This is a genomic window from Pseudomonas sp. LBUM1662 (assembly GCF_059695915.1).
In genome coordinates, this window is the sequence record NZ_CP166793.1 from 385,737 (window position 1) to 407,519 (window position 21,783).

The following is a 21,783-nucleotide window of genomic DNA, read 5'->3' on the forward strand; positions in this document are numbered from 1 at the left end:
GGCTGTTATCAAAAGGCCAGTAGACAGTATGTCGGGCTCAAGGCACTCTTGGGCACGCCATGGATTTCGGTAGCCCGACATGATCAAACGCCTTCTTCTTGTCCTCGCCAGCGCTTCTCTGTTACTCATCAATGGAGTCCACGCTGAAGAAAGTCCCGCCACCGATCTGGTGCTGCTGACGGAAAACTTCCCGCCGTACAACATGGCGAAGAACGGCAAGAACTTCGCTCAGGACGAGAACATCAACGGCATTGCCGTGGACATCGTGCGCGAGATGTTCAAACGTGCCGACGTCACCTACAGCCTGACGCTGCGCTTCCCTTGGGAGCGAATCTACAAGCTCGCCCTCGAGAAACCCGGTTATGGCGTATTCGTGATGGCGCGCTTGCCGGACCGCGAGAAGCTTTTCAAGTGGGTCGGCCCGATCGGCCCGGATGACTGGATCATGCTGGCCAAGGCTGACAGCAAGATCAGCCTTGAGTCGCTGGAGCAGGCCCGCAAATACAAGATCGGTGCGTATAAGGGCGATGCGATTGCCGAGACGCTGGCCAAGCAAGGGTTGAAACCCATTGTGGTGCTGCGGGATCAGGACAATGCGAAGAAGCTGGTCAATGGCCAGATTGATCTGTGGGCCACGGGCGATCCGGCAGGGCGTTATCTGGCGCGGCAGGAAGGCGTGAACGGGCTCAAGACGGTATTGCGATTCAATAGCGCCGAGCTCTATCTGGCGTTGAACAAGGATGTGCCGGATGACGTGGTAGCCAAGCTGCAAGCCGCGCTGGATCAGCTGCGCAAGGAAGGCGTGGTGGACGACATCATGGCGCGGTATCTCTGAATCCAAGCGCCGAACCTGACCCAGCACAAAACACTGTGGGAGCGGGCTTGCTCGCGAATGCGGTGTATCAGTCAGCATTCATGTCGACTGACACACCCTCTTCGCGAGCAAGCCCGCTCCCACAGTGGTTTTGTGGTGTGGCGGATTAACGGTACACGCCATCCTTGCCATGAGCAGCCGTAGCGCGATTGCTGCGCACGCTGATCATCTGTTTGATGTCGATCCACTCAATTCCCTGCGCCTTGAGCTTCGGCAACTCCCGTTCCAGCACCGCCAATGTCTGCGGATACGGATGCCCGATCATCACGGCTGAACCCTGCTTGCGTGCCAGGCTGATCGCCGTCTGTAGCTGCGTGAAAATCGCCGTCTCGGTTCGCTCGTCATCCAGAAACACATCCCGCGAAACGCTTGCCAATCCAATCTTCTGCGCCTCGGCCGCTGCAACGGTTTGCGCGCTGGTGCGGCTGTCGACGAAAAGCTTGTGCCGACGCTGCAAGTCCGCCATCAACCAGGCCATGGCCGGTTGTTGAGCCGTCATGCGGCTGCCCATGTGGTTGTTAATGCCAGCGGTATAAGGCACGACCTTGAACGCTGCGTTCAGGCGTTTCTCAAGTTCGTCGATCGGCAAATCGGGATGCCAGGCGAACGGGCCGGTGGCCGGGTCCATGGGCATGTGCAGGATGACGATCTTGCCGGCGCGATGGGCTTCGCGGGCGAACTCGGTGGCGTGGGGTGTGTCGGGCATGATCGCCGTGGTGACCGGGCCGGGCAGGGCCAGCACGCGACGATCCCGGGGCAGGTTCTGCCCCAGGTCATCGATGATCAGCGTGAGATAGGCCTTTTGCGGCGCTGGTGTGGCGGGCGTTGCGTTGACAACCCCCGCCAGACAGCACAGCAGACCGATGAAAAACCGCAGGCGCACCTCAGCGACCGGAGGTGATGCTCAGCCCTTTGAGCAGGCTCAGGGCCTGGGCCAATTGGTAGTCATCATCCTGCGGCATTGCCTTGGCTTTGCCGCTGGAGCTGGTCGGTTTGTCGGCGCCGCCGTTGCCATTGCCCAGGTGACCTTGCAGATCGGCTTCCTTGAAGTACTCGCCGTCCTGCTCGTTGGTGATCTTGGCCTTGCGCACTTCGATGTCCGGGACGATGCCCTGGGCCTGGATCGAGCGCCCGTTCGGCGTGTAGTACAGCGCCGTGGTGATCTTCAGTGCGCGATCGTTGTTCAGCGGCAGCACGGTTTGCACCGAGCCCTTGCCGAAACTGGTGGTGCCCATGACTACCGCGCGTTTCTGATCCTGCAAGGCGCCGGCGACAATTTCCGAAGCCGAGGCGCTGCCGCCGTTGATCAGCACGACCATTGGCACGGCTTCGCTTTCGTCTTTGCCGGTGGCAGAGAAGCGCAGCTCGGAGTTGGCGATGCGACCCTTGGTGTAGACGATCAGGCCCTTGGTGATGAAGTGGTCGACCACTTCCACCGCCGATTGCAGCACGCCGCCCGGGTTGTTGCGCAGGTCGAGAATGACGCCGTTGAGCTTCTTGCCGTTGTCCTTGCGCAGCTTGGCCAGGGCCTTGGAGACTTCATCGCCGGTCTTGACCTGGAACTGGGTGATGCGGATGTAGCCGTAGCCCGACTCCAGCAGCTGCGCCTTGACGCTCTTCACCTGGATGATGGCGCGGGTCAGGACCACGTCGAACGGCGTGCCGCCATCGCGCACCAGGGTCAGGGTGATTTTCTGGCCGATCTTGCCGCGCATCTTGTCCACGGCTTCGGTCATGCTCTGGCCGCGAGTCGGCTGGCCGTTGATCTTGACGATGAAGTCGCCGGCCTGAATACCAGCCTTGGAGGCCGGGGTGTCATCGATCGGCGAAACCACTTTGATGAAACCGTCTTCGGCGCCGACTTCGATGCCCAGGCCGCCGAATTCGCCGCTGGTGCTTTCCTGCAACTCAGCGAAATCTTCCGGGCCCAGGTAAGCGGAGTGCGGGTCGAGGTTGCTGAGCATGCCTTTGATGGCGTTTTCCAGCAGGGTCTTGTCGTCCACCGGCTCGACATAGGCTGCCTTGATCCGATCCATGACCTCGGCAAAGGTGCGCAACTCTTCCAAAGGCAACGGCGCCTTGGTGGTCGCAGCAGTGCCCGCAGGCGCGACCGCCGGGGCCGGTTGAGCGGCGAACGCCAGAGGCGCGCCGATCACCAGGGCGATCGTCAGGGCCAGCGAGGTAAGGCGGGACAAATGCAGCATGTCGAACGAACTCCTGAAGTAGATGGCGTACTTATCCTTGCGCACGACACCATTGCGCCGGATCACTCGGGTGACCCTGCTGACGAATAGCGAAATACAGCGCTGGTGTGTCCTGCCCGCCACTGTTACCGACAGTGGAGATGGACTCACCGGCTTTTACTACGTCACCCGCAGACTTGAGCAGCGTCTGGTTGTGACCATAAAGACTCAAAAAACCGTTGCCGTGGTCGAGAATCACCAGCAGCCCGGCGCCTCGCAGCCAGTCGGCGAATACCACGCGACCGCCATGCACGGCATGCACCTGGCTGCCGGCGGAAGCGCTGATCATTACGCCGTCCCACTTGGTGCGGGCATCGTCGCCACGGGACTCACCGAAGCGCGCAAGCAGTCGACCATCAACGGGCCAAGGAAGTTTTCCCCGGGATGAAGCAAAAGGGCCGCCGAAGGTTTCGCCTGAACTTGAAACCAGTGCGCCAGGTGTCGATTTGACCGGTTTGCGTGGGGCGTCAGTGGCATCTGCCTGCTCCTGAGCCTCACGTAAACGCTTTTTTTCGGCTTCCTGCTGGGCGATGAGCGCTTTTTGTCGCGCCTCTTCTGCCTCTCGTGCCTGGCGGGCCAGGGTTTCTTCGATGGTTTTAAGGACTTTAGACAGGTCTGCCTGATCCTGCTCGCGGGCGGCCAGCTTCTGATCGCGCGCCTTCACGTCGTCACTCAGCTTGGCCAGGACTTGTTGGCGCTCCTTGCGAACCTTGTCGAGTTCGTCGCGCTGGCTGTCGAGGCTGCTCTTCTGCACCAGCAGTTGCGCCTGCTGCAAGGCGATGTCTTTTTCGACATTGGCCAGTTGGCGCAGGGTTTCGTTGAAATTCTTCAGCTGCTCCAGGCGGGCCTGGCTCAGGTAGTCGTAATAGGTGAGGGTGCGGGCGAATTTTTCCGGATTCTGCTGGTTCAGCAACAGCTTCAAGTACTCCTGACGGCCGTTCTGATAGGCCGCGCGGGCCTGAATCGCGATCAGTCGTTGCTGTTCAGTGCGCGCGCTCTGGAGTTTTTTTTTCTCACCATCGAGTCGCTGCAGCTCGGATTCGCTTTTCTTCAGCTCTTTTTGCAGGGCTTCGACCTGCTTCTCGAGCTTGCCCATCTCGGTCTCGGTGCCTTTGAGGTCCTTCTGCACACCGGATTTCTCTTCCTGCAGCTTGCCCAGCAGTTTTTTCAGCTCGGCAATGTCCTGACGCGTGGCGTCCAACTGTTGTTGGGTTTGCGCGCGCTCGTCAGCAAAGGCCGGTTGGAGCAGGCAAGTCAGAGCAAGGGCTATCAGGACGCGAAGCATAGAGGCGGGCGACACCAGGGAAAGGGACGGCCTAGTATGCCCGCCAAGCGCCGCAAAAAAAATGCCCAATTGGGGTTGTGTGATAACCGGCCTGAAAAACACCGATAACCAATGTGGGAGCGGGCTTGCTCGCGAATGCGGTGTGTCAGTCGATATCAACGTTGACTGACACACCGCATTCGCGAGCAAGCCCGCTCCCACAGGGTTTAGTGGTGTTTTGGAAGATTGAGTTACACCAGAATCGACGTACCGGTCATCTCGGCCGGTTTTTCCATCCCCAGCAGCATCAGCATCGTCGGCGCTACATCCGCCAGCACGCCGCCATCACGCACCTTGAAATCACGCTTGCCGACATAAATGAACGGCACCGGCTCAGTGGTGTGAGCCGTGTGTGCCTGGCCAGTGGATTCATCGGACATTTGCTCGACGTTACCGTGGTCGGCCGTGATCAACGCTTCACCGCCAACCTTGTCCAGCGCTTCGACGATACGGCCAACGCACAGGTCCAAGCATTCAACGGCTTTCACCGCCGCATCAAACACACCGCTGTGGCCGACCATGTCGCCGTTGGCGTAGTTGACCACGATCACGTCATAACGCTGGTTTTCGATGGCGTCGACGATACGGTCGGTGACTTCCGGGGCGCTCATCTCAGGCTGCAAGTCATAGGTGGCGACTTTTGGCGACGGGATCAGGATGCGCTCTTCGCCCGGGAACGGTTCTTCACGACCGCCGGAGAAGAAGAAGGTCACGTGGGCGTATTTTTCGGTTTCGGCGATGCGCAGTTGCGTCTTGCCGTTTTTCGCCAGGTAGTCGCCCAGCACGTTGTCCAGGCTGCCGGCGGCGAAGGCCGATGGCGCAGGAATGCTGGCAGCGTATTGGGTCAGCATCACGAAACCGGCCAGTTTCGGCTGGCGCGCACGTTCGAATTCCTTGAAACCGTCTTCGACGAACACGCGGGTCAGTTCCCGGGCGCGGTCGGCGCGGAAGTTCATGAAGACCACAGCGTCGCCGTCTTCGACTTTCACCGGCTCGCCGATGGAAGTGGCTTTGACGAATTCGTCGCTCTCGCCACGCTCGTAAGCAGCTTGCAGGCCTTCCTGGGCGGTGGCGGCGTTGAATTCGCCGTTACCGTCGACAATCAGGTTGTAAGCCTGGGACACGCGGTCCCAACGGTTGTCACGGTCCATGGCGAAGTAACGACCGACGATGCTGGCGATCCGGCCTTTGCCCAGCGCCTGGAAGGTTGCGTCGAGCAGTTCGATGGACGACTGGGCGCTTTTCGGCGGTGTGTCGCGGCCGTCGAGGAAGGCGTGCAGGTAGATTTTTTCGGCGCCGCGCTTGAAGGCCAGTTCGGCCATGGCGACCAGGTGATCCTGGTGGCTGTGAACGCCGCCATCGGACAGCAGGCCCATGAAGTGCACGGCTTTGCCGGCAGCAACGGCTTTATCCACCGCGGCGCAGATGGTCGGGTTCTCGAAAAACTCGCCGTCGCGGATCGATTTGGTCACGCGAGTGAAGTCTTGATACACCACGCGACCGGCGCCCAGGTTCATGTGGCCGACTTCGGAGTTACCCATTTGGCCGTCCGGCAGGCCGACGTCCATGCCGCTGCCCGAGATCAGGCCGTTCGGCACGGTGGCCCACAAGCGGTCCAGGACGGGCTTCTTCGCCGCAAACACGGCGTTGGATTCAGGGCTCTCACTGTGACCGAAGCCGTCGAGAATAATCAGGACCAAAGGTTTAGGCGTGGTAGTCATGGATTCCACTCGTGGCTGAGTTAAAAGAGGGCGATGGAAAAGGGAGTGGCAGTTTAAAGCGAAGTTCCGACCGCGTCACCGCCGGACGGGGTTTGGCCCACCATAGTGGCTGTGTATACTGGCCGACATTTTAACGCCCTGGAACCTCCTTCGATGGTTGCTCACCTGATTGAATTTGCCACTAACCACTATCTGCTCGTCGGTATCTTCGTCGTACTGCTGGCGTTGCTGATCGCTTATCAGATGCAAGGCGGCGGCCGCAGCCTGAGCACCGGTGAACTGACCGGGCTGGTCAACAAGGACGCGGGCGTTGTGATCGACATTCGTTCGGTCAAGGATTTCGCCGCCGGTCACATTGTTGGCGCGTTGAATATTCCCCACGACAAGCTGACCGCTCGCATTGCCGAACTGGAAAAGCACAAGGCCAAGACCATCATCCTGGTCGACGCCATGGGCCAGACCGCCGGCACCCATGCCCGCGAACTGATGAAATCCGGCTTCACCGCCGCCAAGCTGTCCGGCGGTATTTCCAGCTGGAAAGGCGACAACCTGCCGCTGGTGAAGTGATATGAGCAACGTCGTCGTCTATTCCAGCGATTACTGCCCTTATTGTTCCCGAGCCAAATACCTGCTCGAGAACAAAGGCGTGGCCTTCGAAGAGATCAAGGTCGATGGCAAGCCGCAGGTGCGCGCTGCGATGGCCCAGAAGGCGGGACGTACGTCCGTGCCGCAGATCTGGATCGGCGAGCGCCACATTGGTGGCTGTGATGATTTGTTTGCCCTTGAACGCGCCGGCAAGCTCGACGCCATGCTCAAGGCCTGAACGCCTTCCCTATAAGACCCCAAGATCAGAAAGGATCTGAGATGACTGACCAACAGAACACTGCAGCTAGCGAAGAAGACACCGCACCGCAATTCTCCTTGCAGCGCATCTACGTACGTGACTTGTCATTCGAAGCCCCGAAAAGCCCGGCGATCTTCCGCCAGCAGTGGGAACCGAGCGTCGGTCTGGATCTGAATACCCGTCAAAAGGCCCTGGAAGGCGACTTCCACGAAGTCGTGCTGACCTTGTCCGTCACCGTGAAAAACGGTGACGAAGTGGCGTTCATCGCTGAAGTGCAACAGGCCGGGATCTTCCTGATCAAGAACCTGGACGACGCTTCGATGAGCCACACCCTTGGCGCGTTCTGCCCGAACATCCTATTCCCGTACGCTCGCGAAACCCTGGACAGCCTGGTGACCCGCGGTTCGTTCCCGGCCCTGATGCTGGCTCCGGTGAACTTCGACGCGCTGTACGCGCAAGAGCTGCAACGCATGCAAGCGGCTGGCGAAACTCCGACCGTTCAGTAACGGTCCTGAGTCAAAGCAAGTCCAATGTGGGAGCGGGCTTGCTCGCGAAAGCGGTGTAACAGTCAACGATGATGTTGAATGTTATGGCCCCTTCGCGAGCAAGCCCGCTCCCACATTTGTTATGCGGTGTTATTTGAACCCGAGCTGGCGCCAGCCTTCGTAGACGGCGACGGCCACGGTGTTCGACAGGTTCAGGCTGCGGCAGCCTTCACGCATCGGCAAGCGCAGGCGTTGTTCGCCGGGCAGGGCATCGAGTACCTCGGCCGGCAAGCCACGGCTTTCCGGGCCGAACAGGAACGCGTCGCCCTCGGCAAAACTGGCATCGTGGAACGGTCGCGAGCCTTTGGTGGTAAAGGCGAACAGCCGTGGATGACCGAGGCTTTCCAGGCAGCTGGCGAGGTCCGCGTGGCGTTGCAGGGTGGCATACTCGTGATAGTCGAGGCCGGCCCGGCGCAGGCGCTTGTCGTCCATCTCGAAGCCCAGCGGTTCGATTAAATGCAGGTGGCAGCCACTGTTGGCGCACAGCCTGATAACGTTGCCGGTATTCGGCGGAATTTCTGGTTGAAAAAGGATGACGTGAAACATGCACGGCTCCGAAGGTAAAGATGAGCGGCATTCTACGCCGCCCGTCGATCCACGTTCGAAACTATTACCTCGAGTGATGGGGTCGCTGGCGATTGTCGGACTGATGGTGGGGCTGATGATCGGTCGCCTGACCACGCCAGACCCCAGCGAATTGCAACAGGTCGAGGTAACGGACGATGGGCTGGTGGTGTGGTTCAACAACGAACCCAAGTCCCATGGCGAATTCGTCGACGGCAGTCTCGCGTTGCTGTTCGAGGCACAAGGCAAGGCGCAGAAAGGCCAGCTCAAACTCAACGACAAGGTCGTGAACTGGCGGACGCGCTTGAGTGATGGAGGGTTGTTGCTGACGGTGGTGGCGGCCCGGCCACTGCAGGGCGAGTGGTCCGGTAGCGAGGTCGATGACCGCTGGCGGCTGGAGATCCATCTCCGGGAGCAATAAAAGAGGGAATCCCCGGCCTGCCTGTACCAAGGTTCCCAAAACGGCAGGGCTCGCGCATGGCGCCGAGCCCGGTGTAAAGAAGGAACCCCTGACCTGCCTGTATCAAGGGCCCCAAAACTGTGGGCTCGTCGCCTATGCGGTGTGAGCCCGATGTAAAGAGGGGAATCCCCGGCCTGCCTGTACCAAGGTCCCCGAAACCGGGTAGTGAACTGAATCACTGAATGGACTATTGCAGGGGGCGTGCCAGGTTTTAACAAGTTGAAACAGAATGTCGCGCTGAAACGTCGAAAGCCCCGAATTCCGGGGCTTTCGTGTTTTTTCGGTAGGGGTTCGATTGCGAAAGTCGGCGGGGTTTCGAAGTAGTTTTTGTGCGCGATTGCGGTTCACGGTGCATTCAGTCGGTGCACGGCGGGGCCAAAAGCTTCGCGGGCAAGCCTCGCTCCTACAGGGTTTGTGCCATTTCAAGATCGGCGCGTGACCTGTAGGAGCGAGGCTTGCCCGCGAATAGATGTAACTGTCAGCGAAGAACTAAAGGCTGCTTAGCCTTCTTCCCCTTCATCATCATCCCCGCCATCAACCTTCATCCCCAATTCCTTGATCTTGCGCGTCAGGGTATTACGCCCCCAACCCAGCAACACCGCAGCATCGCGACGCCGTCCGGCGGTGTGTTTGAGGGCGGTCTCGATCATGATCCGCTCGAACGCCGGCACGGCGCTGTCGAGCAGGCTCGATTGACCGCGAGCCAACGCCTGGTCAGCCCACTGGCGCAACGCCTGCTCCCAATTGGTCACTGGCGCCGAATCCTGCGGCAGGCTCAGCAGCTCCGGCGGCAGGTCGCTGATGTGCACTTCGCGACCCGAAGCCATCACGGTGATCCAGCGGCAGGTGTTCTCCAGCTGACGCACGTTGCCGCCCCACGGCAGGTTCTTCAGGTATTCCTCGGTTTCACTTTTCAGCAACTTCGGCTCCACCGCCAATTCTTGCGCAGCGCGGCTGAGAAAGTGCTTGGCGAGGGTCGGGATGTCTTCGCGACGGTCTGACAGCCGTGGGATGTGGATGCGGATCACGTTGAGGCGATGGAACAAGTCCTCACGGAATTTCCCGGCGTGCACCAGGGTTTCCAGATTCTGGTGAGTCGCAGCGATGATGCGCACATCGACCTTGACTGGCACATGGCCGCCGACGCGGTAGAACTCGCCGTCGGCCAGTACGCGCAGCAAGCGTGTCTGGGTGTCGGCTGGCATGTCGCCGATTTCATCGAGGAACAGCGTGCCGCCGTCCGCCTGCTCAAAGCGCCCGCGACGCAGGTTGGCCGCGCCGGTAAACGCGCCTTTCTCATGGCCGAACAGCTCGGATTCCATCAGGTCCTTCGGAATCGCTGCCATGTTCAGCGCGATAAATGGCGACGCCGCCCGTGGGCTGTGACGGTGCAGGGCGTGGGCCACCAATTCTTTACCGGTACCGGATTCGCCGTTGATCAGCACGGTGATGTTGGAGTGGCTCAAGCGCCCGATGGCGCGAAACACTTCCTGCATCGCCGGTGCTTCGCCGATGATTTCCGGGGTGCGGGTCAGGGCGACCGGGACTTCCAGGCCTTGTTGTTCCTGAGCATGCTGGTTCGCACGTTTGACCAGCGACACCGCTTCGTCGACGTCGAACGGTTTTGGCAGGTACTCAAACGCGCCGCCCTGATAGGACGCGACAGCGCTGTCCAGATCGGAGTGCGCGGTCATGATGATCACTGGCAACCGTGGGTGTTGCTCGCGAATCCGCGCCAGAAGGTCCAGGCCACTGGCACCCGGCATGCGGATGTCGGAGATGATCACGTCCGGCTGCTGGCGCGCCAGGCGGCTCATCACGCCATCGGCGCTGTCGAAGCTTTGTGTGGTCATGCCTTCTTGCTGCAAGGCTTTTTCCAGGACCCAACGGATAGAACGGTCGTCATCGACGATCCACACGGTTTCACTACGGCTCATGTCGATGTGGCTCCTTGTTCCAGGGGCAGGAAGATCGAGAAAGTGGTGTGGCCTGGGTGGCTGTCACATTCGATCAGGCCCTGGTGCTGGCTGATGATGTTCTGGGTAATGGCCAGGCCCAGCCCGGTACCGTCCGGGCGGCCGCTGACCATGGGAAAGAAGATGGTTTCTTGCAGATCCGCGGGAATGCCGGGACCGTTGTCGATGATTTCGATCTTGGTCACCAGGCGATGGCGCACGTGGCCGATGGTGAACTGGCGCATGGCGCGGGTGCGCAGGCTGATACGGCCCAGGCGCAGTTCGTTCTGGCTGCTGATGGCCTGCATCGCGTTGCGCACGATGTTCAGCACCGCCTGGATCATTTGTTCGCGGTCGATCAACACGTCGGGAATGCTCGGGTCGTAGTCGCGCACCAAAGTGATGCAGCCCTGACTTTCGGCCTCCACCAGATGACAGACACGTTCGAGCACTTCGTGGACGTTGCACATGGCCAGCGACGGCAGTTTGTTGGAGCCGAGCATGCGGTCCACGAGGTTTCGCAGGCGGTCGGCTTCTTCAATGATGACGTTGGTGTAATCGCGCAGGCTTTCTTCCGGCAGTTCACGGGCGAGCAATTGTGCGGCACCGCGAATCCCGCCCAGTGGGTTCTTGATTTCGTGAGCGAGGCCGCGCACCAGCATCTTGCTGGTCTCCTGTTTCGACAGCTGCGCCTCTTCCTTGGTGATCCGCAACAAGCGGTCACGGGGGTGGACTTCCAGCAACAGCATCGTGGCGCCGTTGGCCAGGATCGGTGTTACCGCGTAGTCGACGGTCAGGGTCTGGCCGGTCAGAGCGGTGAGCATCGCTTCGCGCTTGGTGAACGGGTGCGCCTGCTCGACTGCCTGACGCAAGGAATTCAGCGCCTCGGTGGATTCGGTGAACAACTCGCTGATGAACTGCCCATGGCTGCGCTGGCCGCTGATAGCCAGGAGCATCTCCGCCGCCGGGTTCATGTACTCGAGGCGCAGTTCGGCGTCGAGCAGGATGGTGGCGGTGGTCAGGTTGTCGAGTAGCAATCGATGCAGTGCGTCGCTAATGGTCATCAGGACCTCTTTTGGAGCAGGGCGCGCGCATGAATACAGCGCTGATGCAGGGAAAATGCAAAAACCAAACCAAGGCTCCGAAAAGAAGCGTTTAAAGCCTGAAACGGGCGTTTGACGCTCGTTTGCGTGGCGTTCTGCCAGCTTTTACGGGTACTTTCGAACCAAAATGGGTTGTGATGTGGGAACGGTGCAGCCTATCGCACCAATATAGTGCGCAAAGCTGAACGAGGTTAGAAGAAACGCAGGAAGGGATTTTTTTCTTCTTCTGGTTTGTCTTTGAGCGGACATTCCGGCCGTTGGCCGTAGTCGGTGAGGGTGCAGGGCTTGACCTTGCGTTTCTGCGCGAGGGAGATGCGCAGCATCTGGAAGGGTTGATTGGCCGTGCGTTCGACGGTGCGGCCTTGTTCGTCGAGGATTTCCACGGACAGATTGTGGCTGCCGCGGTCAATGTTGCTCAGGGCAAACACCGGGCTGAGGCCAGGCTCGGCGGTGGGTTGGCCATCGAGCAGCAATCGGTAGCGATGGCCCCGCTGCAGGCCGGGTTCATTGGTGACACTGACGATCAATTCGCCAGCGTTGCTACGGACCGTAGCGTCCGGCTCCGGGACCAGCACGCGGAGCATGTCGTAGTGAAACAGGGGTAATTCTTCATTCTTTTTAGCGGCAACCACCGGGCTTGCGCCAGTTGGGTTGGCGGACATGCGATTGCTCGTCGCCAGCGGCACGCGCTTGGCGTTGCCTTTGTTTGGCTGGTCGGTGTAGACCCGATTGCCTTGGGCATCGACGTAGGTGAAGACCTCGGCTGTGACCGGCAGCGCGATCAGGCAGGCCATCAGCAGCCACACCCTCATGGCTTGTGCACTCGCTGCACGGTAAACGTCACTGTCGGGCTCTGCTGGACGATGTTTTCGCCATCGATCACCTGCACCGCGAGGCTGTGTTCGCCACGATCGATGTTCACCAGCTGCAGGATCGGCACGTTGCTCGACTGTCCGTAGGGTTGATCGTCGAGTAGCAACCTGAACAGGTGCGGCGCTTGCAGGCGCGGTTTGATCATGACGCTGACCGTGAACGTGCCGTTGTTGGCGCGCAGGGCTTCGTCAGTGGGCAAACCGCTCAACTCCAGCACCTCGTAGGCACTGCGCGGCGGCTCGCGATTGCTGGCTTCGGCAGCCGGAGCAGGGGGCGCCTGACGCTCAACGCTGTTGAGCGGTGGCAGCTCGACCGGCTGCGCCTTGACGCCGTCGGGCGGTTGACTGCTGTAGGCGGTGTTGCCGGAGGCGTCGGTGTACTTATAGATCTGCGCTGCGGCAGGCAGGGCGATCAGCAGCAACATCAGTAGAAAACCACGACCCATAAAATCGACCAGAAACGAACGCGTTGGGGTGCAGCATAGGTCAGGGGTGGCGGTTGTCCCAAGTCGTTAACATTTGGGCATGATTTACAGAGATCCCCCACACACCACAAAACCCTTGTGGGAGCGGGCTTGCTCGCGAAAGCGGAGTGTCAGCCACCATCAATGCAAGCTGACACACTGCATTCGCGAGCAAGCCCGCTCCCACATTGGTTCTGCGTTGGTTTCTAAATCGCGGGCACAAAAAAAGGCCTCCCGAAGGAGGCCTCTTTTTGTCACGCCGCGAACCGCAGCGCTACCGGATCAGCAGCTGTAGTACAGCTCATATTCCAGTGGGTGTACGAAGGTGCGAACCTTGATTTCTTCTTCGCTTTTCAGAGCGATGTAAGCGTCGATGAAGTCGTCGGAGAACACGCCGCCTTTGGTCAGGAACGCACGACCTTTGTCCAGCTCTTCCAGGGCTTCTTTCAGGCTGCCGCAAACTTGTGGGATCTCTTTCGCCTCTTCAGGCGGCAGGTCGTACAGGTTTTTGTCAGCAGCATCGCCTGGGTGGATCTTGTTCTGGATACCGTCCAGGCCAGCCATCAACAGTGCAGCGAAGCCCAGGTACGGGTTGGCTGCTGGATCCGGGAAGCGGGCTTCGATACGGCGAGCGCGAGGGCTGGACACGTAAGGAATACGGATCGAAGCGGAACGGTTGCGAGCCGAGTAGGCCAGCATTACTGGAGCTTCGAAACCTGGGACCAGACGCTTGTAGGAGTTGGTCGACGGGTTGGTGAAGCCGTTCAGCGCCTTACCGTGCTTGATGATGCCGCCGATGAAGTACAGGGCGGTATCGGACAGGCCGGCATAGCCTTCGCCAGCGAAGGTGTTCTTGCCATCTTTGGCGATGGACAGGTGAACGTGCATACCCGAACCGTTGTCGCCGTACAGAGGCTTAGGCATGAAGGTCGCGGTGCGGCCGTATGCATCAGCAACGTTGTGTACGCAGTACTTCAGGGTCTGAACTTCGTCAGCCTTGGCCACCAGGGTGTTGAACTTCACACCGATTTCGTTCTGGCCGGCAGTGGCCACTTCGTGGTGGTGAACTTCGATGACCAGGCCCATCTCTTCCATGGCGTTGCACATGGAGGTACGGATTTCGTGGTCGTGGTCGAACGGCGGAACCGGGAAGTAGCCGCCTTTGACGCCTGGACGGTGGCCTTTGTTGCCGCCTTCCACGTCCTGGTCGGACATCCACGAACCTTGTTCGGAGTAGATCTTGAACATCGAACCGGAGATGTCGGACTTGAACTTCACTTCGTCGAAGATGAAGAATTCAGGCTCTGGACCCACGAATACGGTGTCACCGATACCGGTCGACTTCAGGTATTCCTCGGCACGCTTGGCGATCGCACGTGGGTCACGGTCGTAGCCTTGCATGGTCGAAGGCTCGATCACGTCGCAAACCAGGATCAGGGTCGGCTCTTCAGTGAACGGGTCGAGGACAGCGGTGCTGTCGTCCGGCATCAGGATCATGTCGGAAGCTTCGATGCCTTTCCAGCCAGCGATGGAGGAACCGTCGAACATTTTGCCTTCTTCGAAGAAAGCTTCATCCAGCGCGTCGCGAGCCGGCATGGTCACGTGGTGCTGAGTGCCTTTGGTGTCCGTGAAGCGCAGATCAATCCACTTGACGTCATGATCTTTGATGAGTTGAACCGACTTCGACATAGTGTCCTCCGGGTGGCTTCGGGCTTAGTAGTGGATGCCCTTAGAATGTGGGTGATGCCGGCGCGAATACTCTGCCAAGGCAACCTGCCTCACAAGGGAGCAAATTGCATGCCAGTGCCCCAGCATGGGTTTTTTGCCCCAATATCACGCTTATAAAGGCACAAAGCGTCTGTAAGCGGAAAATCTCGCCCTACAATGTAGCGTTAAAATCACTAAATGACCCGTTTTGGTGCGCGCAAAACCTTCTGCACATTAACTGGTTAAACCTTGAGCAATTTCCGCTATAATCCGCGCCCCCCTTTTTCGGCTGGCCCAGCGCGCGCTGTTTTCATGAAACTAATCGTAAAAGTCTTCCCCGAGATCACCATCAAGAGCCGCCCGGTACGGATGCGTTTCATCCGCCAGTTGGCCAAAAATATCCGTACCGTGCTCCGCGACCTGGACCCGGCTGTGGTGGTGAACGGTGTGTGGGACAATCTCGAGTTGGAAACCCGCGTCAGTGAGCCCAAAGCCCTGAAGGAGATGACCGAGCGCCTGAGCTGCATGCCGGGCATCGCGCATTTCCTGCAAGTCGACGAATACCCGCTGGGCGACTTCGACGACATCGTCGCCAAGTGCAAGCAGCACTTCGGTGATGCACTGGCCGGGAAGATCTTTTCGGTGCGCTGCAAGCGTGCCGGCAAGCATGAATTCAGTTCGATGGACGTCGAGAAATACGTCGGCAGCCAACTGCGTCGTCAGTGCGGCGCCGCCGGAATCTCGCTGAAAGAGCCGGAAATCGAAGTTCGCATCGAAATTCGCGACAAACGGTTGTTCGTGATCCACAGCCAGCACAACAGCATCGGCGGATATCCGCTGGGTGCCCTGGAACAGACGCTTGTGCTGATGTCCGGCGGCTTCGATTCGACCGTTGCCTCGTACCAGATCATGCGCCGCGGCCTGATGAGCCATTTCTGCTTCTTCAATCTGGGCGGACGGGCCCATGAACTGGGCGTCATGGAAGTCGCGCACTTCATCTGGAAGAAGTACGGCAGCTCCCAACGCGTGTTATTTGTGAGTGTGCCATTCGAGGAAGTACTGGGAGAAATTCTCGGGAAAGTCGATAACAGTCATATGGGTGTAGTTTTGAAGCGTATGATGTTGCGCGCTGCTTCCCGTATTGCCGATCGGCTGGACATCGAAGCGCTGGTTACCGGCGAGGCGATTTCCCAGGTGTCGAGCCAGACACTGCCGAACCTGTCCGTGATCGACTGCGTGACCGACAAGCTGGTCTTGCGTCCGCTGATCGCCAGTCACAAGCAGGACATCATCGACCTGGCCAACGAAATCGGCACTGCCGACTTCGCCAAGCACATGCCGGAATACTGCGGGGTCATCTCGGTGAACCCCAAGACCCACGCCAAGCGTCCGCGCGTGGAGTACGAAGAACAACAGTTCGACATGGCGGTCCTTGAGCGTGCGCTCGAGAACGCCAAGCTGGTGCCGATCGATCGCGTGATCGACGAATTGGGCCAGGATTTGCAAATCGAAGAAGTCAGCGAAGCGCTGGCTGGTCAGATCGTCATCGACATCCGTCATCCGGATGCCGCTGAAGACGACCCGCTGGGCCTCGATGGCATTGAGGTACAAACGATGCCGTTTTATGCATTGAACGCTCGTTTCAAGGAACTGGACCCTACTCGCCAGTACCTGCTGTATTGCGACAAAGGCGTGATGAGTCGCCTGCATGCCCACCATTTGCTCAGTGAGGGGCATGCCAATGTGCGCGTTTATCGACCGAGCTAAGAGCCCGGGGCTGTATGCCTGTGGCCTGCGTCACCGGCCCCCCGACTCTGCCGTCAAGCTGTAACGGCAAGGCCTGACTCTACTGTAAATCGCTGCCAAGACTTGTCAGCACACCGAATCCTCTGATCGAGATACACAAGTGATCGAAAATCTACGCAACATCGCCATCATTGCTCACGTTGACCATGGTAAAACCACCCTGGTAGACAAACTCTTGCGTCAATCCGGCACCCTGGAGCGCAACGAGCTCAACGACGAGCGCGTGATGGACTCCAACGACCAGGAGAAAGAACGCGGTATTACCATTCTGGCGAAAAACACCGCCATCAACTGGAACGGCTACCACATCAACATCGTGGACACCCCGGGCCACGCCGACTTCGGCGGCGAAGTTGAACGCGTAATGTCGATGGTTGACTCCGTTCTGCTGCTGGTTGACGCTCAAGACGGCCCTATGCCGCAAACCCGTTTCGTGACCAAGAAGGCTTTCGAAGCCGGCCTGCGTCCAATCGTGGTCATCAACAAGGTTGACCGTCCAGGCGCGCGTCCGGACTGGGTTCTGGACCAGATCTTCGACCTGTTCGACAACCTCGGTGCTACCGAAGAACAGTTGGACTTCAAAGTCGTCTACGCCTCGGCCCTGAACGGCATTGCCGGTCTGGAACACACCGACATGGCTGAAGACATGACCCCGCTGTACCAGTCGATCGTCGACAACGTACCAGCGCCGAAAGTCGACCGTGAAGGTCCGTTCCAGATGCAGATCTCCGCTCTGGACTACAACAGCTTCCTGGGTGTTATCGGCGTTGGCCGTATCGCTCGTGGCCGCATCAAGCCGAACACTCCGGTTGTCGCTATCGACGCCGACGGCAAGAAGCGTACCGGTCGTATCCTGAAACTGATGGGTCACCACGGTCTGCACCGTATCGACGTTGAAGAAGCAGCTGCCGGCGACATCGTCTGCATCAGCGGCTTCGACCAGCTGTTCATCTCCGACACTCTGTGCGACCCACTGAACGTCGAAGCGATGAAGCCGCTGACCGTTGACGAACCAACCGTTTCCATGACCTTCCAGGTAAACGACTCGCCTTTCTGCGGTAAAGAAGGCAAGTTCGTGACGTCCCGTAACATCAAGGAACGTCTGGACAAGGAACTGCTCTACAACGTTGCCCTGCGCGTTGAAGAAGGCGACACCGCCGACAAGTTCAAAGTCTCCGGCCGTGGTGAGCTGCACCTCTCGGTACTGATCGAAACCATGCGTCGCGAAGGCTTCGAAATGGGTGTTGGTCGTCCGGAAGTGATCATCCGTATGGTTGACGGCGTGAAGCACGAACCGTACGAAAACGTGACCATCGACCTGCCAGAAGAATCGCAAGGTTCGATCATGGAACAGATCGGTATCCGTAAAGGCGACCTGACCAACATGGTTCCGGATGGCAAGGGCCGTGTGCGCCTTGAGTACAACATCCCGGCTCGTGGCTTGATCGGTTTCCGTAACGAGTTCCTGACCCTGACCTCCGGTGCAGGCATCCTGACCTCGATCTTCGACCGTTACGACGTGATGAAGTCCGGCGACATGTCCGGCCGTCAGAACGGCGTGCTGGTTTCGGTTGCTACCGGTAAGGCTCTGACTTACTCGCTGGAAACCCTGCAAGCTCGCGGCAAACTGTTCCTGGGTCACGGTGAAGACGTGTACGAAGGTCAAATCGTCGGCATCAACAGCCGCGACAACGACCTGGGCGTCAACCCAACCAAAGGCAAGAAGCTCGACAACATGCGTGCCTCGGGTAAAGACGAAACCATCGCTCTGGTTCCGCCTATCCGTTTCACCCTGGAACAAGCTCTGGAATTCGTTCAAGAAGACGAATTGTGCGAAGTCACTCCTAAGTCCATCCGTCTTCGTAAGAAGATCCTGGGCGAAAGCGAGCGTACCCGCGCTGCCAAGAAAGCCGGTAACTGAGTCTCGACTTAGTTAGCTGCAAAAAAAACGCCCCCGACCGGAAGGTCGGGGGCGTTTTTGTTTGTCTGGGGTTTGTGCGGTGTTTGTGCCGGCCCTTTCGCGGGCAAGCCTCGCTCCTACAGGTTTCGAGTCGTTCGCGATATTGGCGAATGACACAAACCCTGTAGGAGCGAGGCTTGCCCGCGAAAGCGATCTGTCAGGCGGCGAGATTCTGGATCAGAATTTCTCGAGGGTGCGGCGGCCGGCACTGGTCTCACGCGCCACTTCCTTCGGCTTGTAAGCGCAATACCCCGGCCGTGGCCCGATTTTCGGGTGATTGCGGCAGGTGTCCGGGCGCTTTTCATAAATAGTGCACAGACGGCTCTTACGATCCAGGTAAAGGCAATCGTTGTTGCTCATGCGCTGGAGGGTGAAGATCTCGGACTTCTGGTTGTAGCGCTCGACGATCCCTTCCTTCTGCAAACGCTTGGCGATGTTCTTCGCCGGTTCGCCGCGCTCGAACTCGTCGACGATGCCGATGCGAATCAGGTCCTTGATCTTGACCTCGACCGGCAGCGTGCAGCAGCTGGATACACACGAGCCGCACATCGGCGCAGAATATTTGGCCCAGGTATCGAGGCGATCGATCTCTGCGGCAGCGATCAGGTTGGACTTCATCATCGGTTGTTACCAGCGTGTGCATCAGGGCGCGCGATCATACCGGGACTGGTGGATTTTTGAACAACCTTTCGCCAGATTTTTTCTGTGTCGCCCAAATAACACCGTTAATCCGGCACGGCCCCTGCATTCATTCAGGTACATGACAATGTAATGCCGGCCTATCTCGCACTATCAGGAAAAACTGCCGAACCAGAGACCCCACGGCCTGTCAGACCGTCTAGGCTCAACAACTCCACGCTCGCTCGAGGTCCTATCGATGACTCAAGAACCACTTGTTCGCGAAGCAGAGGTGGCCGCATTTCGCGATGCCGTCTTGACCAAACTCACCTACGCGGTGGGTAAAGACCCGGATCACGCCTTCGACCACGACTGGTTCGAAGCCATTGCCCTGGCAGCGCGCGATCACATGGTCGAACACTGGATGGATCACACCCGGCAGATCTACCGCAAAGGTCAGAAGCGGGTTTACTACCTCTCCCTGGAGTTTCTCATCGGCCGGCTGCTCTACGACAGCCTGAGCAACCTCGGCTTGCTCGACGTCGCCCGCGAGGCGCTGACCGAACTGGGCGTCGACCTGGAACGCATCCGCCTGCTGGAGCCCGACGCGGCCCTGGGCAACGGCGGCCTCGGTCGTCTGGCGGCGTGCTTCATGGAAAGCATGTCGACCCTCGGCATCGCTGGCCACGGCTACGGCATTCGTTATGAACACGGCTTGTTCCGCCAGGCCATCGTCGATGGCTGGCAGCAGGAACAGACCGAACACTGGCTGGATTTCGGCAACCCGTGGGAATTTGAACGGCCAGAAGTCGTTTACCCGATCGGCTTTGGCGGCAGCGTCGAAACCGTGACCGACGAAAACGGCAAGTCCAAGCAAGTCTGGTCCCCGGCGGAAACCGTGCGGGCCATTGCTTACGACACGCCGGTGGTCGGCTGGCGCGGGGCGAGCGTCAACACGCTGCGCCTTTGGCGTGCCCGCGCCATGGAAGATTTGCACCTGGAACGCTTCAACGCCGGCGACCACTTGGGCGCTGTGGCCGAAGTGGCCCGGGCGGAAAGTATCTCCCGCGTGCTCTACCCGGCGGACAGCACCGAAGCCGGCCAGGAACTGCGCCTGCGCCAGGAATACTTCTTCGTCGCCGCGTCCTTGCAGGATTTGCTGCGCCGCCATCGCAACATGCACACCTCGGTCCTGACCCTGGGCGACCACGCGGCGATCCAGCTCAACGACACGCACCCGTCGATTGCCGTGGCCGAACTGATGCGTCAGCTCGTCGACGTCTACGACGTAGCGTGGGATGCCGCGTGGCAAGTCACCGTCGACACGCTCTCGTACACCAACCACACGCTGTTGCCGGAAGCGCTGGAAACCTGGCCGGTCGGTTTGATGGAACGGATGCTGCCGCGGCACATGCAGATCATTTACCAGATCAACGCCCAGCACATCGATTCGCTGCGCGCCAAAGGAATTCACGATTTCGACGTGCTGCGCGCAGTGTCGCTGATCGAAGAAGACAACGGCCGCCGCGTGCGCATGGGCAACCTGGCGTTCCTCGGTTCCCACAGCGTCAACGGCGTGTCCGCCTTGCACACGCAACTGATGCGCAAAACCGTGTTCTCCGAACTGCACAAGCTCTATCCGGAGCGGATCAACAACAAGACCAACGGCATCACCTTCCGCCGCTGGCTCTACCAGGCCAACCCCGAGCTGACGTCGATGATGGTCGACGCCCTCGGCCCGGACCTGTTGGACAACGCTGAAGTACGCCTGAAAGAGCTGGAGCCGTTCGCCGAGAAAGCTGCGTTCCGCAAAGCCTTCGCCGAGCAGCGCCTGCACAGCAAAAAAGCCCTGGCGTACCTGATTCATGAACGACTGGGGATCGCGGTCAACCCGGCGGCGATGTTCGACGTCCAGGTCAAACGGATCCACGAATACAAACGTCAGTTGCTCAACCTGATGCACACCGTGGCGTTGTACCAGGCGATTCGCGCCGAGCCGGAAATCGATTGGGTGCCGCGGGTGAAGATCTTCGCCGGCAAGGCAGCGGCCAGTTATCACCAGGCCAAGCTGATCATCAAGTTGACCAACGACATCGCCCGGGTGGTGAACAACGACCCGACGGTGCGCGGTCTGCTCAAAGTGGTGTTCCTGCCCAACTACAACGTCAGCCTGGCGGAGAGCATCATTCCGGCGGCGGATTTGTCCGAGCAGATTTCTACCGCGGGCTTTGAAGCCTCGGGCACCAGCAACATGAAGTTCGGCCTCAACGGCGCGCTGACCATCGGCACCCTCGATGGCGCCAACGTCGAAATGTGCGAGTTCATCGGCGCCGAGCACATGTTCATCTTCGGCCTCAGCGCCCAGCAGGTTGAAGCGCGCAAGCAGAACCACGAGTTCAATGCGACGCCGGACATTGCCGCATCACACCGTCTTAATGACGTGCTGCAAGCGATTCGCGGCGGGGTGTTCTCGCCGGATGATCCGTCCCGTTACGCAGGCTTGATCGATTCGCTGATCGACTACGACCGCTTCCTGGTCTGCGCCGATTTCGATTCCTACTGGGACGCGCAGATGCGCGTGGAAGCCCATTGGCACGATTCGCAAGCCTGGTGGCGGTCGGCGGTGTTGAACACTTCCCGGATGGGCTGGTTCTCGTCCGACCGGACCATTCGCGAGTACGCCACGGATATCTGGAAGGCATTGGAGTAACTTTTCGCAATAA

19 protein-coding genes are annotated in these 21,783 nt (G+C 59.3%); 8 read left to right on the top strand and 11 right to left on the bottom strand.

Going from position 1 to position 21,783, the window contains the following annotated elements:
• Positions 1-79: 79 nt before the first annotated feature.
• Positions 80-835, top strand: a complete 756-nt coding sequence (locus ACA049_RS01750; RefSeq protein WP_497332655.1) for a substrate-binding periplasmic protein — start codon at positions 80-82, stop codon at positions 833-835.
• A gap of 145 nt (positions 836-980) precedes the next feature.
• Here ACA049_RS01750 and ACA049_RS01755 read toward each other — a convergent pair whose 3' ends face one another.
• The 4 genes from ACA049_RS01755 to gpmI form a co-directional block, all read right to left on the bottom strand.
• The gene (locus tag ACA049_RS01755; protein WP_497332657.1) at positions 981-1,757 is read right to left on the bottom strand and encodes a divergent polysaccharide deacetylase family protein; all 777 of its coding nucleotides are present in this window, start codon (positions 1,755-1,757) and stop codon (positions 981-983) included.
• Position 1,758: 1 nt separating this feature from the next.
• Positions 1,759-3,078, bottom strand: a complete 1,320-nt coding sequence (locus ACA049_RS01760) for a S41 family peptidase (RefSeq protein ID WP_497332659.1) — start codon at positions 3,076-3,078, stop codon at positions 1,759-1,761.
• Between the two features lie 31 nt (positions 3,079-3,109).
• The gene (locus ACA049_RS01765; RefSeq protein ID WP_497332661.1) at positions 3,110-4,402 is read right to left on the bottom strand and encodes a murein hydrolase activator EnvC family protein; all 1,293 of its coding nucleotides are present in this window, start codon (positions 4,400-4,402) and stop codon (positions 3,110-3,112) included.
• Between the two features lie 230 nt (positions 4,403-4,632).
• Complete coding sequence (gpmI, locus tag ACA049_RS01770; protein WP_497332663.1) at positions 4,633-6,162, bottom strand: 2,3-bisphosphoglycerate-independent phosphoglycerate mutase; 1,530 nt, start codon at positions 6,160-6,162, stop codon at positions 4,633-4,635.
• A gap of 153 nt (positions 6,163-6,315) precedes the next feature.
• Between gpmI and ACA049_RS01775 the strand changes: the two genes are divergently transcribed.
• The 3 genes from ACA049_RS01775 to secB are packed head-to-tail and all read left to right on the top strand — an operon-like array spanning position 6,316 to position 7,512.
• Positions 6,316-6,729 (top strand): rhodanese-like domain-containing protein, encoded by a 414-nt coding sequence (locus ACA049_RS01775; RefSeq protein ID WP_462020144.1) that lies wholly within the window; start codon positions 6,316-6,318, stop codon positions 6,727-6,729.
• 1 nt (position 6,730) lies between these two features.
• A complete protein-coding gene (gene grxC, locus ACA049_RS01780; RefSeq protein ID WP_010464569.1) occupies positions 6,731-6,985 on the top strand; it encodes a glutaredoxin 3 in 255 nt (84 codons plus the stop codon).
• Positions 6,986-7,026: 41 nt separating this feature from the next.
• Positions 7,027-7,512: a protein-export chaperone SecB gene (secB, locus tag ACA049_RS01785; protein WP_131061261.1), complete on the top strand. Its 486-nt coding sequence runs from the start codon at positions 7,027-7,029 to the stop codon at positions 7,510-7,512.
• Between the two features lie 129 nt (positions 7,513-7,641).
• On the opposite strand, the gene ACA049_RS01790 is transcribed toward secB, so the two are convergent.
• On the bottom strand, positions 7,642-8,097 hold the full coding sequence (locus ACA049_RS01790) for a tRNA (cytidine(34)-2'-O)-methyltransferase (RefSeq protein WP_007949025.1): 456 nt from the start codon (positions 8,095-8,097) through the stop codon (positions 7,642-7,644).
• Between ACA049_RS01790 and ACA049_RS01795 the strand changes: the two genes are divergently transcribed.
• Positions 8,096-8,536 carry a hypothetical protein gene (locus ACA049_RS01795; protein WP_497332665.1) on the top strand — a complete coding sequence of 147 codons (441 nt, stop codon included), beginning with the start codon at positions 8,096-8,098 and terminating at the stop codon, positions 8,534-8,536. The two genes, ACA049_RS01790 and ACA049_RS01795, sit on opposite strands and share 2 nt — an antisense overlap.
• A gap of 539 nt (positions 8,537-9,075) precedes the next feature.
• On the opposite strand, the gene ntrC is transcribed toward ACA049_RS01795, so the two are convergent.
• The 5 genes from ntrC to glnA all read right to left on the bottom strand — a co-directional run bounded on the left by ntrC (position 9,076) and on the right by glnA (position 14,658).
• Positions 9,076-10,512, bottom strand: coding sequence for a nitrogen regulation protein NR(I) (gene ntrC, locus ACA049_RS01800; protein ID WP_064675450.1), 1,437 nt, complete (start codon positions 10,510-10,512; stop codon positions 9,076-9,078).
• A complete protein-coding gene (glnL, locus tag ACA049_RS01805) occupies positions 10,509-11,594 on the bottom strand; it encodes a nitrogen regulation protein NR(II) (RefSeq protein WP_010464561.1) in 1,086 nt (361 codons plus the stop codon). The genes ntrC and glnL overlap by 4 nt, the downstream gene beginning before the upstream one ends.
• Before the next feature lie 230 nt (positions 11,595-11,824).
• Positions 11,825-12,445, bottom strand: a complete 621-nt coding sequence (locus ACA049_RS01810; RefSeq protein ID WP_497332667.1) for a DUF4124 domain-containing protein — start codon at positions 12,443-12,445, stop codon at positions 11,825-11,827.
• Positions 12,442-12,951, bottom strand: coding sequence for a DUF4124 domain-containing protein (locus tag ACA049_RS01815; RefSeq protein WP_497332669.1), 510 nt, complete (start codon positions 12,949-12,951; stop codon positions 12,442-12,444). The genes ACA049_RS01810 and ACA049_RS01815 overlap by 4 nt, the downstream gene beginning before the upstream one ends.
• A 300-nt stretch (positions 12,952-13,251) precedes the next feature.
• Positions 13,252-14,658, bottom strand: coding sequence for a glutamate--ammonia ligase (gene glnA / locus ACA049_RS01820; RefSeq protein WP_010464555.1), 1,407 nt, complete (start codon positions 14,656-14,658; stop codon positions 13,252-13,254).
• Positions 14,659-14,988: 330 nt separating this feature from the next.
• Here glnA and thiI point away from each other — a divergent pair, with 330 nt between their 5' ends.
• Entirely contained in the window at positions 14,989-16,443 is a 1,455-nt protein-coding gene (thiI, locus tag ACA049_RS01825) for a tRNA uracil 4-sulfurtransferase ThiI (RefSeq protein WP_438658869.1), read from the top strand.
• A 139-nt stretch (positions 16,444-16,582) separates the two neighbouring features.
• Positions 16,583-18,403 carry a translational GTPase TypA gene (gene typA / locus ACA049_RS01830; protein WP_008149445.1) on the top strand — a complete coding sequence of 607 codons (1,821 nt, stop codon included), beginning with the start codon at positions 16,583-16,585 and terminating at the stop codon, positions 18,401-18,403.
• 216 nt (positions 18,404-18,619) lie between these two features.
• Here the strand turns inward: typA and ACA049_RS01835 are convergent, their stop codons facing one another.
• Positions 18,620-19,060 carry a YkgJ family cysteine cluster protein gene (locus tag ACA049_RS01835; RefSeq protein ID WP_152974909.1) on the bottom strand — a complete coding sequence of 147 codons (441 nt, stop codon included), beginning with the start codon at positions 19,058-19,060 and terminating at the stop codon, positions 18,620-18,622.
• A 259-nt stretch (positions 19,061-19,319) separates the two neighbouring features.
• On the opposite strand from ACA049_RS01835, the gene ACA049_RS01840 reads away from it, so the two are divergent.
• Complete coding sequence (locus tag ACA049_RS01840; protein ID WP_497332672.1) at positions 19,320-21,770, top strand: glycogen/starch/alpha-glucan phosphorylase; 2,451 nt, start codon at positions 19,320-19,322, stop codon at positions 21,768-21,770.
• The last annotated feature ends 13 nt before the right edge of the window (positions 21,771-21,783 follow it).